Below are 16,113 nucleotides of genomic sequence, written 5' to 3'. Positions count from 1 at the left end.
CCGTGAAAATTTGCTATTTTATCCAAACTCATCAAAATCCCCAACAAATTTATCGCCTGGTTCGCACTATAAAAAAATCTAGTCCTAATTCTCAAATCCTCATCAATCACAACTTTAATAGATGCGATTTAGACTTGACTCCCCTGCAAGAATTGTCAAACATTCATTTGTTGACGAATCAAGAATATTTAATCCGCGCTGATTTTTCTTGTCAAGTTCAACCGTATTTAAATGCAATTGATTGGTTGTTTGCCAATAATTCTAATTTTGACTGGCTGATTAATTTAACCGGCCAAGATTATCCCACTCAACCTCTGTCAAAAACTGAAGATTTTCTCTCAAAAACTAACTCGGATGGTTTTATTCGGTATTGGGATGTTTTGGCTGAGGGAATACCTTGGGACAAACAGAAAGGATTCAAGCGGTATTATTGTCGTTACTGGCGAATTCCCGGCCGCTGGAGTTACAATTTTTTGAAAGAATTTCAGCAGTTGTCGGCGGTGCAAAAATTGACTCCGCTGCAATTTTACCTGAGTTACGGCCCGCTGGTGGGGATACCGCGCCGATCGACCTTATTTAGCGATCGGTTTATCTGCTACGGCGGCTGGGCGTGGTATACTCTTTCCAGAAAGTGCGTTGAATACATCAAAGATTTTGTTAATACTCGCCCGGATTTTGTGGATTATTATCAAAAAACAGTAGTCCCAGAAGAGTCTTTCGTGCAGACTATCTTGGTCAACAATAAAAACTTAAATCTCGTGAATGACGACAAACGCTATATTGATTATACCAACGCGGTCGCAGGTTCACCAAGAACGCTGACAGTGCAAGATTATGCGACAATTACTAACGGCAACTTTCACTTTGCGCGCAAATTCGATATCAAACAAGATGCGGAAATTCTTGACAAATTAGATTCCTTAATTTTCACTTAAAAAACCAGGTTCGTAGTCAGGACTTCAGTCCGCACATTCCCTAAAAAAAACCAGGTTCGTAGTGAGGAATTCAGTCCGCAAATTCCCCTAAAAAAAACCAGGTTCGCAGTGAGGAATTCAGTCCGCAAATTCCCCTAAAAAAAACCAGGTTCGCAGTGAGAAATTCAGTCCGCCTCAAAACCTGAACGCCAAAGTCCACAAAACGAACAGCAAAACTAAAGTAGTTAATTTTTTAATGAAAGTAGAAAGCAAGGGATTTATCACTATTTTAACAGGTCTTTACTCATTCCAAGATTGCATTCATTTTTTGGTTTCAGTCAGGAAATTTCACCAGGAACCAATTATCATTTTAATAGATAGAGTGCCTCAATTTTTATATCCTTTACTTCAGATATTTGGAAAAGTCATATTGAAACCTGCACCATCTCACGAAAATCCTGTTTTAGCCTCGCGCCAAGCTAAACTGGCTTTGTACCGAGAATCTTCGTTTGACAAAACTATTTATATGGACTGCGATATTTGTTTGTTGTCGCCAATAGATGAAGTTTTCGACTATCTTGACGAAGTGGATTTGTTGGTGACAGAAGATGTGCAGCCAGCAATTGCTAAAGCTGCAAATTTATTAAGAGTTAAGCAAGATATTCTGTCAACTTTGCAGTCTGTTGGATTGCCGCTAAATCAAAATAGCATTCAATACAACGGCGGATTTATCGCTTTTACGAAAAGCAGTAAAAATTGCGAATTCTTCCAAAATTTTAAGAAATATTTCGAGATAGTAGTGGCTAGCCAAAATGTGCTATCATTGAAAGATCAAGGTGCTTTTGCGGCGGCTGTGGAATTTGTCCAACCGAAAATGAAAACATTGTCGCCTGTTTACAACTACTTGGATAAGTGGAAAGATGCTTATGCTATGGACAAACCGATTAAAGTCATGCACTGCACCTATCCCTACCGCCCTCAGTACGCAAAGAACGTGACGCGATCGCTCTTGACTCGAATAGTCGATCGCACTGCTAAAATATTTTTACCAAATCAACTCAACAATCCCTGGCGTTTAAAATAAACTTTCTCTCACTCCGCGCCCTCTGCGCCCTCTGCGGTTCATTAAAAAAAAATATCATTCACAACAAAAGAAATAGGATAGCTCTAGCTGCCGTGCAACATTATACTGAAGAACTCTATCAATACTTGCAAAAAACATCCCAACAATCAGCAAAAGAAATTATTCCTATTCTTTGGGAATTCCTGCAGCCAAAGCGAGTGATTGATGTGGGTTGCGGCACGGGAAATTGGCTGTCAGCATTCAAAGAATTCGGCGTTGAAGATATTTTGGGAATAGACGGTGATTGGGTAGAACCACAAATGCTAGAAATTCCCAAAACCAACTTTTTAGCATTAGATTTAACCGAGCCTTTGCCGATTGAAAAACAATTTGATTTAGTCGTTTCCTTAGAAGTAGCAGAACACTTGCCCTCCGACTGCGCCCGGGTATTTGTAGAGTCTTTAGTGAAACTGGGCCCCGTTATTTTATTTTCCGCCGCAGTACCATTTCAAGGAGGAACAAATCACGTTAACGAACAGTGGCCAGACTATTGGGCAAAACTCTTTCAAGAGCAAGGATATGTGGCGATTGACTGCGTGAGAAATAAAATATGGCAAAACGATCGAGTTAAATGGTACTACGCCCAGAATATACTTATATTTGCTAAGGGGGAATATTTAACAACAAATCCAGTTTTACAAGAAGAGGCAGATCGAACTAACATTTTTCAGCTTTCCTTAATTCATCCAGAGCTTTATTTGCGAACTGCATCAGCAGCCACCAAATTAAGACAAGAAATCAAAGATGCTTTAGCCTTAAAAGATCCGAGGGTTTCCCTAAAAAGAGTATTTTTTGCTTTGCTACCATTGACAAAAGCTTGGTTAAGCAGGAAAATAAAGCAACTTTTTTCAAATAAAATTACCAAGTGAAAGTTTCATTAGTGGTGAGCGATTTATCCGGGGGAGGTGCAATTCGTGCTTTTCTCCTAGCTCAAGTCCTGATCGAGCTTAACTGCGAGGTAGAAGTCGTCGGATTTAAGTTTGGCAAGGAATTGTATGCTATTCCTCCGAGAGACATCCCGGTATGTGCGATCCCAGGAAAAAACTATCCGGGATTTTTCCTGGATTCTCAAAAAGTTTTGAAAAAAATAAATGGGGATATTATTTATGCGGTGAAACCTAAACCTACAAGTTTTGGTTTATCGCTGCTAAAAAAACTGGAGACTCGACGCCCTGTTATTTTAGATATTGATGACTGGGAACTGAGCTGGCTCGGCCAAGATGAATGGAAATATCGTCCTTCTTTTAAACAACTTTATCGAGACATTTTCAAACAAAACGGTCAATTGAGAGAACCGGATCACCCGTTGTATGTCAAGTGGATGGAAAGTTTAATCCACCGTGCTAATGCAGTCACCGTTGATACTAAATTTTTACAACAGCGTTTTGGTGGTGTATATTTGCCGAACGGTAAGGATACTAAAATGTTCGATCCTGCTAAATACAATCCTGAATTGAGCAGAGAGCGTTATGGCTTGTCTGGGTATAGAATATTAATGTTTCCGGGTGCGCCTCGACCTCACAAAGGTGTTGAGGATGTTTTGATGGCCCTCGAACAGTTAAACGAGCCGGATTTAAAACTAGCGATCGTCGGCGGAAGCCCTTATGACGATTATGATGATAGACTTATGCAACAATGGGGGCGTTGGATTGTTAAGCTGCCAAGGTTTCCAGTCGAGACAATGCCTGAAGTTGTGGCGGCGGCTCACGTTGTCGTTGTTCCTCAGCGAGAAACTCTGACAGCGGTGGCTCAGTTTCCGCTCAAGCTGACAGATGGGATGGCGATGGCTAAGCCTGTTTTATCAACTCGAGTGGGGGATATTCCAGCAATTTTAGGGGGAACCGGTTATTTAGTCGAGCCGAGTTCTCCCGCTCAAATTTCCCAAAAAATTCAATGGATATTTCAAAATTTGACAGCCGCGAATTTGCAAGGAATGAAAGCTCGGGAAAGATGCGTGAAAAAATATAGCATTCAAGCAATGGCACCGATACTTTCAGATATAATTTCAAGTAGATTGAGGTGACATTTAAGCGGCTGAATGGAGAAAGAAAAACTGGGTATAATTGAAAAAAATTTTGAGATGCCATACTGTTTAGCTGGGAATGCTTCATGTCTGCCAATAAGCTACTCCTAAAATTTGCCAGACGATATCCCGGCAGGATTTTATTAACTGTGATGCTGGGCTTTTCTGGGGCTTTATTCAGCGGTATCAGCACTACTCTGATTGTACCAGTGCTTTTAAATTTTTTGGATGAAGCGATCGAGCTGCGCGGCGCTCCACCTCTCATTAAAAATTTGATGTATCCCTTTGAAGGAATGCCCGAAAATCAGCGTTTAATGTTGATGACAGCGGCGATTTTTCTCGCAATCTTTTTAAAAAATATTGCGAGTTATATCAATACTTTAGTGGCTACTTCTCTGACGCGCTCTCTGACTTTTGATTTGCGAGAAGCAGGTTTGCGGTTGTTGTTAGAAGTAGATTTAGATTTTTACTCTAAAACTAAAGTCGGGGATTTAATTAATAGATTGGGCGGAGAAATTGGCCGGACGGCTAGTGCAGTTGGCACGGCGATCGGAATGTTTACTACTTCAATTACTGTTTTGGTGTTTGTGGGTTTGCTGCTTTCTATCTCGTGGAAACTGACGGTGACAGCTACAGTGTTGCTGGCGTTAGTTGCTTGGACAAATCAATATATTATTAACCGTTCCAAGTATTTTGGCCACCTGCTTTCTGAAATGTCGAAAGATTATTCGGTTAGGGTGCTGGAAACGATTACTGGGATTCGGTTGGTCAAGTCAACGGGGAACGAGGAAAGGGAGTATCAGCGGATCAAGCATTTAATTCAAAGGCGAGAACAAGCAGATTTTATGGCTCAGGTAAATTATGCGGCGATCGCCCCAATTAACGAAGTTGTTAATTTGATAGTTATAATTTTGATTGTATTTATTGGTCGCACAATATTTACAAATGAAATAGAGTCTATTTCAACAGTTTTATTGACCTATTTGTTGGTACTTTTTCGGTTAATTCCTTTGATTTCTCAGTTGAATAGCGGGCGCAGTCAATTTGCGAATACGTCGGCTAGTGTAGAGGTAGTGAATGATTTTTTGAGCTGCGACGACAAACCGTTTATGCTGAACGGTTCTGTGCCGTACACTCATTTGCGCTCGGGAATTAATTTTAATAAAGTATCTTTTAGTTATCCGAATCACAAGAGTTTAGTTCTTCAAAAAATTGATTTATTTCTTCCTCACGGTACTACTTTGGCTTTGGTAGGAACTTCGGGTTCTGGTAAGTCAACTTTGGCAGATTTACTGCCGAGATTTTACGATCCTACTGAAGGTAATATCTCGATAGATGGCACGGATTTGCGCGAATTTGAGCTAAAAGGTCTCAGAAAAGCGATGGGTATTGTTAGCCAAGATACGTTTTTGTTTAATGCTTCAGTGCGCGAAAACATTGCTTACGCTAGGCCCCAAGCGACTGAGGCAGAAATTGTGGAAGCGGCGCGGGGAGCGAATGCTTATGAGTTTATCGAACTGTTGCCGGAGGGGTTGGATACTCAAATTGGCGATCGGGGTGTAATATTATCGGGAGGGCAGCGTCAGAGAATTTCCATTGCTAGAGCTTTGCTGCAAAACCCAGAAATCTTAATTTTAGATGAGGCTACGAGTTCCCTAGATACGGTTTCCGAAAGATACGTGCAATCGGCGATCGAGAAATTGAGTTGCGATCGCACAACCTTAGTAATCGCCCACCGCCTCTCCACAGTCCAAAAAGCCCACAAAATCGCCGTAATCGATCGCGGACAAGTAGTAGAAATAGGTTCCCACGAAGAATTGCTAGCAAAAGGAGGTTACTACACTCGCTTGTATTCAGTGCAATTTGCCGAAGAAACCGCTCGTGACGAAGCATTAATCAGAGGTTCTTACGAAATTCGCACTCGCCTGACTCCTATGATAGCTTACCTAAAATTGCTAGTAGATGAAATGGTAGACTCTCCCGAAGAAAAAGACGAGTTAATTAGAGAATCATTTCATTCCGCTGCTAATATTTTTAAAACCTTAGAATTTATAGAAAATACTATTAAGCGTCAGACAATTAAAAAGTAGGAAGTTGTTATTGGTTATTGGTTATTGGTTGTTGGTTATTGGTTATTGGTTATTGGTTATTGGTTATTGGTTATTGGTTATTGGGTTCTTCTGGGTTTGAGGGGATTAATGTATAATGAGATACAATGAATACGTGGTGATAGGCATGGACTTGCATCTTGATAGGTTGCTAAATTTACCAAATACAACCATCGAAAGTTTTACGGAAGAAGAAAATAAAATTATTCTCAAGCTGAGATTCTTACATGATGAAGCTCCTTGCCCCCATTGTAATACGCAGAGTAGAAAATTAAAACAAAATCGACCGATACTGATTCGAGATTTATCAGTATTTGGCAAAGTAATTTATTTAAATACGCCACGCCGCCAATTTTATTGTCATCAGTGTCAAAAACATTTTACGGGAGAATTACCCTTTGTAGATTGGGAAAGACGATACACACAAAGATATGAAGAGTATGTTTATCAACGAGTGCAAAGTGCGAGTGTAGAGCAGGTAAGTCGAGATGAATTTTTGAGTTGGGAGCAAGTACAGGGAATATTTAACCACCAATTTTCTCTAAAAAAAAAGGAGAATTGGGAAGAAGTAAAACGGGTGAGTATTGATGAAGTGAGTAAACGCAAAGGATATCAAAATTTTGTCACGGTCGTATCAAATATTGACTTAGGAGAATTGCTAGAAGTGATTGATAGTCATAAACAAGATGACATCATTGAAATCCTTAAGCAGCAACCAATTGAGATAAGAGAGAAAGTTGAGGAAGTCAGCGTTGATATGTGGGGAGGATTTCCAAAAGTTGTAAAAGAGGTATTCCCAAATGCAAAAATTGTCATCGACAGATTTCATGTCATGCAGCCAGTGATCAAAGAGTTAAATCAATTGCGTAAACAAACTGGAGTTAAGATTAAAGGCAGTCGCTTTATGCTGCTAAGAAATAATATTGATTTAACAGAAGAAGAAAAAGTGAAATTGGAAACTGTCTTGAAGTATTCTAAGCGTTGGCGATTAGCTTATACTCTAAAAGAAGATTTTAGGAGTATTTTTGAAACTTGTAAAACCCCTGAAGATGGTCAGGAACAATTGAAAGAATGGCTTCAAAAAGCTAAAGTTGTCTACGGAGCAGTTTTGGAAACACTTCACAACCATCTAGACAATATTTGTAATTACTTTTTCAACCGTACATCTAGTGGTGTGATGGAGGGACTTAATAACCGAATCAAATTAATTAAACGACAAGCCTATGGCTTTTTGAATTTTGTAAACTTTCGTTCTAGATTATTAGCCTGTCTTTCTCATTAGCTTTACTTATCCCCATAAACCCAGAAGAGCCGGTTATTGGTTATTGGTTATTGGTTATTGGTTATTGGTTATTGGTTATTAAGTTGTCGCGCATTTAAATTATATTTTTTCCGGAAAAATATGTTATAATTAAAGGCTTTGAGTTTTAGATCCCAGAGCTAACTCATAATTGTAAAGTGCTGATATAACCCCACATTCCGCAGATATTTAGACAAATTTAATAGTTTTAAATTTGTCGGCATAAAGCCATGAAATCAACATATAGCAACGGTATCAAGTATTTCCAAAAGTATATAATAGAGTCAGGAACACAGGTGTAAAAAATCAGGAATCAGCCCCCAGTCGAAATAAAAGTCCTCAACATAGATCGTTTAGGAATAATAGCCGAAATTATCGATGAAATGGAACTGGTAGAATTAGTGAATAAACAAATCGGTATCAAAGAAAAAGAACTCCTAACTCCCGGACAAGTAATGAAAGCAATGATTTTGAATGGATTAGGATTTTTGAGCGCCCCTTGATACTTATTTGAACAATTTTTTGTCGGCAAAGCAACATCACATCTGATTGGAGAAGGAGTATTACCATCACATTTAAATGATGACCAATTAGCCAGAGCATTAGACAAATATTATGCAGCAGGCACAACACAACTATTTACAACAATCGCTATAAAAGCTGCCGAAGAATTTCAAGTAAAAATGAAGAGCATTCATTTGGATGGAACTTCAATGTATGTACATGGGGAGTACGCAAAGCCGTCAGAAAAAGGAGTCAATAAGCCGTTAAGATTGAGTCAGAAGTGAAAATTCAAGAATCATCGCATGAATCAGAGATGAAAACCATAGAACTCAAACATGGATATTCGAGGGAGCATCGACCAGACCTCAAGCAATTTATTGTTGACATGATTTGTACAGGAGATGGAGATGTACCATTATATTTAAAAATAGACTCAGGAAATATCGATGACAAAAGTGTATTTGTAGAGCGATTAAAAGAATTCAAAAAGTCCTGGAATTTTGAAGGAGTAAATGTAGCAGATAGTGCCTTGTATACCAAAGATAATATCATCGCTATGAGAGAAATGAAATGGAAAACTAGAGTTCCTTTAACTATAAAAATGGCTCAGGAGGCAATATTAAATATCGCAGCTCACCAATGGACATACAGTGAAATATCAGGATATAAAATGGTCGAAAAAGAAAGTGATTATGGAGAAGTCAAGCAAAGATGGTTAATCGTAGAAAGTGAAGCGAGGAAAAAATCTAGTATTGAACAAGTAAATAAGCAAGTAGAAAAACAAAAAAAAGCATCAACCTCTATACGCAAGCTATCCCAGCCAAATTGTGCTTGTGAACCGAATGCTAAAATGGCTCTCGAAAAGTTATCAAATTCATTCAAATATCATAAAATTAACCATATTATTTATCAAAAAATAGCCGAATATGAGCAATCAGGTAGACCCAGTAAATTCGCCATAACCACTCAAATAAATTATCGAATAACAGGTGAATTAGAGACTAAATTAGAAGTAAGTGAATCTGAAAAACTGGGCAGGAAGATTTATTTTAGCAACAAACATTATTGACAAGAATGAATTGAGTAAGGAGAGCGTACTCAAAGAATACAAAGCCCAACAATCTACAGAAATAGGATTTAAATTCCTGAAAGATCCGTTGTTTTTTACTTCAAGTGTCTTCGTAAAAAATCCTCAGAGAGTAGAAGCAATTTAACGGTAGAACATCGAAAAATTCTCTCTTGTTTAGGGACAGTCTGTCGTTAATATTATCTGATTATTTAATCAGGGGGATTTGAAGTCAAATTGAGATACTTGTCTAGCCAATCAACTTTATCAACATAATAATTATGGTCGAAAAACCTCTGGATTTATTGGAAGGTATTGTCTGATAAATTGAGCAAGTCATTGTCACAGAAAAACACCTGGATTTAACTTGAGATATTGTCTACTAATTTTCACACAAAATAGAAATTAAACTTAAAAAGGTTAGACTAAAAAAATGCTGGCTTTGATTTTTCAAAAATACCAGTAAGATGAATCACATCTGCTGAATGTGGGTTTAGAGCGCCGAATTCGCCAAATTTTAGAAGCATAAAAATTAAGGTTCGTAGTGAGGACTCTAGTCCTTCTTCGCTAACACTTGAGTTCTGAGGACTGAAGTCCTCACTACAAACCTTATTATGGATTTGTCTAAAAGCTATAGCGGTTCGATCGCGTTGTGAGGTATGCCCACGGAGGCCTATGCCCTATGCCCGACAGCACCTCATATGAGAACTCGAAATACTATAATTCTACTTCAATGTAATTTCGATATCTGCTAAACCGGTGAGTTTTTCCACTGCTTGCTCTTCTTCAACTCGCGGTACAAAAATAGTTAAACCTCCGGGAACGCACTCAATAGTAATCGGAGTCATGCCGAATATTTCACCGTCTACAACTACTTTCTGAGGCGGATCGGCACTAATTTTTACTTTTTTGGCGCGAAAATAACCTATGTCGTCGCGATCGCTCGGATTGCCAGTCAAAGCTGTTTGCAATAGGTGATAAGAAACTGCGATCGCCCCAGCTTGATTTTCAGGCGCAACCAGCGTCACATCCAGCAAGCCGTCATCAAAAATAATCCCCGCCGGGCCTTGAGCTAAAATCGAAGTAGGCGGCGCTGCATTCGCCACCGTGACGGCTACAGCAGTAACGCTGACGATTTTATCTTCTGTCTCGATTTCTGCTTCAAATCTTTCTAGATTGTTTAACTGTTTAATTCCCGACAGAATGTAAGCCAGCATTCCCCAGCGATTCTTCATGTCGCGATCGGCTAATTCGACAGTTTCCGCCTCAAAACCCACGCCAGCTAACAAAACCATCGGCATTTTACCGTTGCAAGTCGCCGCATCCACCACCCGCCTCAACCCTCCCAAAATAGTTTCGCAGGCGGCTTCAACTGTATTCGGAAGCTCTAAAGCATTAGCAAAAGCATTTGCTGTTCCCCGCGAAATAATTCCTAAAGGAATATTTGTGCCGACAATCGCCCCAGCAACTGCTGATAGTGTGCCGTCGCCCCCGCAAGCAATAATTTCGTCAACTCCCCTAGCAACTGCTTCGTGGGCGAGTTGATCTGCGTCTATTTCTGGCGTTGTCAGCACAATATCTAAGTCAATAAACGGCTCTAAAATATCCTGAATTATCGCCAAGTCTTGGTCTGGGTCTCTGTTGCCGGCGACGGGATTAAAGATTAGGCAGGCTGAACGTTTCATAGTTGATAATCAGTAATTTGTAATAGGTAATGGCTGAACTGAAATCATCGATCTTTTTCGTTTGTATCGAAGTTTATATCCCCCTAAATCGCTCTTAGGCTCGAAAACTTAATAACTTAAACAACTCCTACAGTCTTCTCTCCTGTAAGTTGCAAGAAAGAAGGAGGCAGAGCCTCCGCACCTGCATTACCAGGCAGAGCCTGGTAACGAGCAACCTGGTAACGAGCAACTCCGAAAACAAACCTCACCTATTTTTCAAAGGTTTTGATTAAGACTTGACAAAAGTCCACTCTAACACTTCGCGCGGAGCTTTTGCCAGCGCTTCTTTAATTTCCTCATTGCTGTCAAACTTGACTTTATCTAAATGACACGCTTCGACGTTCACCGTAAACTTATCGTCTTCAAAAGGCCAAGGAGTTACAGTTACGAGTTCGTTGCTGTGCTGTAGAATATCGTAGCGCTTTCCGTCGGGGCCGACACTAATTTCTAAAGCTCGTTCTCCGGCGGGCAACTCGCGGCTGCACAGAATTAATGATAGCCGATCGCACCACTGGAAAAAAGCATAAGCTGATTCTGCCTCTTCTTTAGAAATCTTCAACTCCTCGCGCCATTTTTTTTGGTTGGCGAGTTGTTCGTCCAAAAAATCGTTTAGTTCCTTCGACTCTCCCCGCTTTCCTTCATTAAGATAGCTCATGTGCATGGAAGTCAACATTGCTACCCACCGCCCCCGATATATAGAAGTCTCCGTCAATCCTTTCATTTTAGGCACTGAAGTTTCTGTGTCCAAGGTAAAATCAAAGGGCGCGCCGGCTTCAGTCAAAATATGCTCTTCCCACTCTTTTTCTAAATCGTCGTGGTGGGAAATCGCGGCTATGGTTTCGTAGAGGCGAATCGGAGATTTCGAGCGCTTCCACTGTCCGCCAAGTTGGGCGGCCAGCAAAGCGTGGGCGCGGTGATAAATAATTTCCCAACCGGTGGCGGTTAAGTTGGCAATCATTGAATTTTTCTCCTGAATTAAGTTGAGTGCAAAGATTAAAATTTTTCCAGTGCGAGACAGAATTTTGAGAGTTTCAAACTTAGGAATTAAGCTTTTTGCTTCGGCAAAACTCAATCCCGATCGCCAACAATGCAATTAGTTCGATCGTTCGGACTCAGTTTTTCATAAAAGTCCGATCGCCCAAGTCGGAACCATCGAACGTAGAAACGAAGTTAAATCACAAAAGGTTCGATCGCGATATCCTGCCATTTGCCCTCAAATCGTTCGACAACCAAAGGTGTGACTCGGAACTTGGGGGGAGTCCCGTCAAGAACATCAATCCGCAAACACGAATAAGGACGGCGTTTGTGGGAACCTTGACCGCTGCGGCCGACAAATAGCAAAGATTCCGCTACCCGCCGGCCGGCTGTTTTGACACCCGGTTCGCGCCCCAACCGATAAGCTTCAGGACTTGATGGTTCCTCCAACACCGGCCCTTCCGGGCGCTGGCGGCGCAGGCTGTGACCGCTTCCCCCGCAAACAATCCAATTAATCCCAGAGTCGCCGTGTCCGGTATCCCCAGTCTTCAGGTGTTCCAGACAGTGGGCGTGGCCGGTCAGCACCAAATCTACTAGCGATCGCCCGCCCGCCACTTCTCCAACTGCATCGCGCACCCCGTCGAGTACCTCGCGCAACCGCAACCGCACGGCCAAAGTTTGAGCTTGATTCCACTTTGTCGCCTCGGTTACGTAGGGGGGATGGTGCAGGTAAATTACCCGCCCCCGCACGTCTGAATCGCGCCAAGAGTCAATCAGTCGCCTTTCGAGCCATTCGAGCTGTTCCACGTCGGTGGCTGTTTTGTCGGAGGACAGTTGTTTGTCAATATCCATCAGCATTTCGTCAACTTGCGCTAATTTGGCGCCCAAGTCGTCTAGCTGTTCGGCTTCTTCTGGAATTTCGGGGTTTAGCCGATCGCACATTTCCAGCATTGCCAATTTTTCTTGTTCCAACTGCTGGCGCTCGATTTCCAAATTCCGGCGGCGAATGTCGCCTTGTTTGGTTTTCGGCAGCGGCAAGGGTTCGTTGAAGGTGTTGGAGTCGAGGGCGAAGAAGTCGATGCCGCCGCTGCGGAAGGTGTAATAGCGGTTGGGTAAGCGGGTAAAGCTTCCGGGTTGGTAGCGGATGCAGCGGCCTGTGCTGGTGCTGGCGGTGTAGTGGGTGTCTAGGTGGCGATCGAGTTCTCCCGGCAATTTGTGAGCCCTCAGGTAGTCGAGAAATGCTTTAGCGTAGGCATTTCCGCGATCGGAACCGTGCCAGCCGACATCGAGATCCAACTTGGCACCCAACAGCTTCCGCAGCGGCAAAGCTGTTGCCGACAGCAGGCCGTAGACTACGGGCAGGTCGTAATAGTCGTGGTTTCCCGGTACTGGCAAAAACGGAAAGTTAAACACCATGCGATCGTAAGCAATCCGAGAGGGATGCTCGCCGCCGACGATAAATTCTCGGTAGGGGCGAATAAAGTTTTGCAAGTAATATTCGCTGGAACCGACGAGATAAACTACATCCCCCGTGTGGAGGAGGAAACGGCAAGTTTCCCGCTGCGAGAGCATTTGCTGGGCAATCTGCCGCTGCGGGTTGTGGCCGCGGTGGTTGCTCGTGCCGCTGTCGCCTGCGACTAAAAATGAAAACTCTGGAGAGTCGCTGGTTTGAGTTTCTAAAACAATCCGAGTTTGGTCGATCGCCCGATCGACTATCGCCTGTTCTTGCCACCGCACCCGCTCGTTCATTTTGCTGATTTTGACTGTTATTCGCGGGTCGGACACGAATTTCACGCCGCCTAGTCTCCCAAATTGCTGAGTTCCTAGTTAATAGTGCAGCGATCGGGCGACTTTTTGCATCTCTCTAAAAGCTGAAAAATCGATCGCTCGGCCCCGAAGCTAAAAACTTGGTTTTTTGCTCGTTATACCATTTCTCTAAAATCATGCAATACTCTCCGACCCCCCCTAGCCCCCCCTTAGCAAGGGGGGGGACAAGAATACTGTTTGCTCGTTTTGCTCGTTACCAGGCTCTGCCTGGTAATGCAGATCCGGAGGCTCTGCCTCCTCTTGCTCCTTCGATCTTGCAACTTATACCATTTGCTCAAAGCTTTGATGCGATCGCCCCGCCTAGCAACTAAAATAAGAGTTTGTACGAGGCGGTGCTGTTTGTTGTTGCCGAAGACGAAGGAATCTATCAAGAACTTGGGAAAATAACGCCAACAATGCCAGCCAACTATACCGAACTCGAAAAACGCCTTTGGGAAGCAGCCGACGAACTCAGGGCGAATTCCAAACTCAAGCCTTCGGAATATTCCGTCCCCGTTTTGGGGTTGGTTTTTCTGCTCTACGCTGACTATAAATTTGCCCTGGTTTCACAGCAAATTGCAGCCGGCACCAGCAGCAGGCGGCGCACGGTGGGTAAGACGGATTACCAGGCAAAAGGCGCGCTTTATTTGCCGGAAACGGCGCGTTTTGATTATTTGCTCGATCGCCCGGAAGCAGAGGATATTGGCGGGGCGATTAATGCGGCGATGAAGGCGATCGCCGATGAGAATGAGGAACTCGGCGGCGCTTTGCCTAGAAATTACAACAGCTTGGAAAAACCGATTTTGCGGGAGTTGTTGAAAATCTTAAATCGGATTCCCAGAGCAAATATTACTGAGGATGCCTTTGGGGAAATTTATCAGTATTTCCTGGGAAACTTTGCTCAGAAAGAAGGGCAGAAAGGCGGAGAGTTTTTTACTCCAATTTCCTTGGTAAAGCTGATTGTCGAGGTCATAGAGCCGAATTGCGGGCGAATTTTAGACCCTGCCTGCGGTGCTGGGGGAATGCTGGTACAGAGTGCAATTCGGGTGAGGAATAAGTTAGGATTTGACCCGAATCAAGTTATTAGTGTTTACGGTCAGGAAAAGGTAGACGGAACTGTGAAACTCTGCCAGATGAACTTGGCAGTTCACGGGGTTTCTGGTTTGCGAAATATCCGGGAAGGAAACACTTATTATCAAGATATTCACAACAGCGTTGGTGAATTTGATTTTGTGATGGCGAATCCGCCGTTTAATGTTAATGGGGTGGATAGAGAAAAGATTAAGGACAATCCTCATTATCCCTTTGGTGCGCCGACTACCGACAATGCAAATTATCTCTGGATTCAGCTATTTTATACTGCTTTGAATGGGAACGGACGGGCGGGGTTTGTGATGGCAAACTCGGCATCGGATGCGCGGGGCTCGGAGTTGGAGATTCGCCGCCAGTTGATTGAAACCGGGGCGGTGGATGTGATGATTGCGATCGGTTCTAATTTCTTTTATACGGTGACTTTACCTTGTACGCTGTGGTTTTTTGACAGGCGGAAAGCGAAAAGCCCTCGCAAGGATCAAGTATTGTTTGTGGATGCGCGGCATATTTACAGGCAAATTGACCGCGCCCATCGGGAGTTTAGCGAAGCACAGATTGAGTTTATCTCAAATATTGTGCGGCTGTACCGAGGGGAAAAGGCAGAGTTGACGGCTGATGCCGAAATGCTGATTGAAACTTTCCCAGACAAGGTTTATCGGGATGTGGCGGGGTTGTGTAAAATAGCAACATTGGATGAGATTGAGGCCCAGGGATGGAGTCTCAATCCAGGGCGTTATGTGGGGGTGGCCCAACGTCAGGAGGCGGAGGATTTTGATTTTGCGGCGCGGTTGGAAGAGTTGAATGAGGAGTTGGAAATATTGAATGTTGAGGCGCGGGGGTTGGAGGAAACAATTGCTGAGAATGTGGCGCAATTATTGAACTTGTAGGAGTTACCATGAGTATTAGTTTAAAACCCGAACACGAACAATTTATTCAGTCTCAAGTGGCGAGTGGGAAATTTGCCAATCGGGAGGAAGTGATTGATACGGCTTTTCGCTTGTTAGAAAAGCTTCAGGGTGAGTACGAACAATGGATAAAGGAAACGCGGGAGAAGATTGATATAGGGATTGCAGAACTCGATAGAGGGGAAGGATTAGATGGGGAAGCTGTTGTCGCGGGGATTTTAGAGAGATTTAAACAAGCACGTCAAAATAGAAAATGAGTCGTTATCTGATTTCACCTAATTTAAGGATTTTTGGAGGCAATTAGACAATGAATATAACCTTAACAACTGAACAGGAAAACTATGTTAAATCGCAACTAGAAGGGGGGAAATATAACAGTATTGAGCAGTTAATTAGTGAAGCATTGCAATTGCTAGAAGAGCAAAATCGCGCCTCAGAACAGAAGCGTTTAGAAGAATTAAGGCTGAAAATTGCTAGCGGTACTGAGCAAATAGCTAGAGGACAAGTAACTGATGGCGAGGTAGTTTTTGCCCGGTTGCAGGAGAAAATTCGCTCTGATTTTTAGTCGCAACT

The 16,113-nt window shown here is 42.6% G+C and carries 12 protein-coding genes and 1 pseudogene; 10 read left to right on the top strand and 3 right to left on the bottom strand.

Annotated features, from left to right (window positions below; genetic code table 11):
- Positions 1–2: 2 nt before the first annotated feature.
- The 7 genes and pseudogenes from QUA01_RS23615 to QUA01_RS27530 form a co-directional block, all read left to right on the top strand.
- Positions 3–935 carry a beta-1,6-N-acetylglucosaminyltransferase gene (locus tag QUA01_RS23615; RefSeq protein WP_333089808.1) on the top strand — a complete coding sequence of 311 codons (933 nt, stop codon included), beginning with the start codon at positions 3–5 and terminating at the stop codon, positions 933–935.
- 409 nt (positions 936–1,344) lie between these two features.
- The gene (locus tag QUA01_RS23610; RefSeq protein ID WP_333089809.1) at positions 1,345–1,998 is read left to right on the top strand and encodes a hypothetical protein; all 654 of its coding nucleotides are present in this window, start codon (positions 1,345–1,347) and stop codon (positions 1,996–1,998) included.
- A gap of 92 nt (positions 1,999–2,090) precedes the next feature.
- Positions 2,091–2,906 carry a class I SAM-dependent methyltransferase gene (locus QUA01_RS23605; protein ID WP_333089810.1) on the top strand — a complete coding sequence of 272 codons (816 nt, stop codon included), beginning with the start codon at positions 2,091–2,093 and terminating at the stop codon, positions 2,904–2,906.
- On the top strand, positions 2,903–4,060 hold the full coding sequence (locus QUA01_RS23600; protein ID WP_333089812.1) for a glycosyltransferase family 4 protein: 1,158 nt from the start codon (positions 2,903–2,905) through the stop codon (positions 4,058–4,060). The genes QUA01_RS23605 and QUA01_RS23600 overlap by 4 nt, the downstream gene beginning before the upstream one ends.
- An 86-nt stretch (positions 4,061–4,146) precedes the next feature.
- Positions 4,147–6,150 (top strand): ABC transporter ATP-binding protein, encoded by a 2,004-nt coding sequence (locus QUA01_RS23595; protein ID WP_333089813.1) that lies wholly within the window; start codon positions 4,147–4,149, stop codon positions 6,148–6,150.
- A 115-nt stretch (positions 6,151–6,265) separates the two neighbouring features.
- Complete coding sequence (locus tag QUA01_RS23590) at positions 6,266–7,450, top strand: ISL3 family transposase (protein WP_333089814.1); 1,185 nt, start codon at positions 6,266–6,268, stop codon at positions 7,448–7,450.
- 323 nt (positions 7,451–7,773) lie between these two features.
- Positions 7,774–9,183 (top strand): annotated as a pseudogene (locus QUA01_RS27530) (IS1634 family transposase); the annotation flags it as partial.
- Between the two features lie 580 nt (positions 9,184–9,763).
- Here the strand turns inward: QUA01_RS27530 and QUA01_RS23570 are convergent.
- From QUA01_RS23570 to QUA01_RS23560, 3 genes are all read right to left on the bottom strand, one after another.
- Positions 9,764–10,723 carry a YegS/Rv2252/BmrU family lipid kinase gene (locus QUA01_RS23570; RefSeq protein ID WP_333093287.1) on the bottom strand — a complete coding sequence of 320 codons (960 nt, stop codon included), beginning with the start codon at positions 10,721–10,723 and terminating at the stop codon, positions 9,764–9,766.
- Positions 10,724–10,991: 268 nt separating this feature from the next.
- On the bottom strand, positions 10,992–11,834 hold the full coding sequence (locus QUA01_RS23565; RefSeq protein WP_333093286.1) for a DUF3891 family protein: 843 nt from the start codon (positions 11,832–11,834) through the stop codon (positions 10,992–10,994).
- 98 nt (positions 11,835–11,932) lie between these two features.
- Positions 11,933–13,486 carry a metallophosphoesterase family protein gene (locus QUA01_RS23560; protein ID WP_333093285.1) on the bottom strand — a complete coding sequence of 518 codons (1,554 nt, stop codon included), beginning with the start codon at positions 13,484–13,486 and terminating at the stop codon, positions 11,933–11,935.
- 473 nt (positions 13,487–13,959) lie between these two features.
- Between QUA01_RS23560 and QUA01_RS23555 the strand changes: the two genes are divergently transcribed.
- Genes QUA01_RS23555 through QUA01_RS23545 form a run of 3 tightly spaced genes read left to right on the top strand, consistent with a single transcriptional unit; the run spans position 13,960 to position 16,105 of the window.
- Entirely contained in the window at positions 13,960–15,522 is a 1,563-nt protein-coding gene (locus tag QUA01_RS23555; RefSeq protein WP_333265903.1) for a type I restriction-modification system subunit M, read from the top strand.
- 8 nt (positions 15,523–15,530) lie between these two features.
- Entirely contained in the window at positions 15,531–15,797 is a 267-nt protein-coding gene (locus QUA01_RS23550; protein ID WP_333093283.1) for a ribbon-helix-helix domain-containing protein, read from the top strand.
- 50 nt (positions 15,798–15,847) lie between these two features.
- On the top strand, positions 15,848–16,105 hold the full coding sequence (locus QUA01_RS23545) for a ribbon-helix-helix domain-containing protein (protein ID WP_333093282.1): 258 nt from the start codon (positions 15,848–15,850) through the stop codon (positions 16,103–16,105).
- The last annotated feature ends 8 nt before the right edge of the window (positions 16,106–16,113 follow it).

This window comes from Microcoleus sp. S36a_B3 (genome assembly GCF_036700745.1).
Taxonomy (GTDB): Bacteria; Cyanobacteriota; Cyanobacteriia; order Cyanobacteriales; family Microcoleaceae; genus Microcoleus.
Note: the sequence above shows the minus strand (reverse complement) of the source record. Positions and strands in the feature narration are given on the sequence as shown.

What these genes read in the sequence shown, in the direction of transcription:
- QUA01_RS23595 (WP_333089813.1), top strand. Translation starts at nt 4,147, where the DNA reads ATGTCTGCCAATAAGCTACTCCTAAAATTTGCCAGACGATATCCCGGC.
- QUA01_RS23590 (WP_333089814.1), top strand. Translation starts at nt 6,266, where the DNA reads ATGAGATACAATGAATACGTGGTGATAGGCATGGACTTGCATCTTGAT.
- QUA01_RS23570 (WP_333093287.1), bottom strand. Translation starts at nt 10,723, where the DNA reads ATGAAACGTTCAGCCTGCCTAATCTTTAATCCCGTCGCCGGCAACAGA.
- QUA01_RS23560 (WP_333093285.1), bottom strand. Translation starts at nt 13,486, where the DNA reads ATGAACGAGCGGGTGCGGTGGCAAGAACAGGCGATAGTCGATCGGGCG.
- QUA01_RS23555 (WP_333265903.1), top strand. Translation starts at nt 13,960, where the DNA reads ATGCCAGCCAACTATACCGAACTCGAAAAACGCCTTTGGGAAGCAGCC.
- QUA01_RS23550 (WP_333093283.1), top strand. Translation starts at nt 15,531, where the DNA reads ATGAGTATTAGTTTAAAACCCGAACACGAACAATTTATTCAGTCTCAA.
- QUA01_RS23545 (WP_333093282.1), top strand. Translation starts at nt 15,848, where the DNA reads ATGAATATAACCTTAACAACTGAACAGGAAAACTATGTTAAATCGCAA.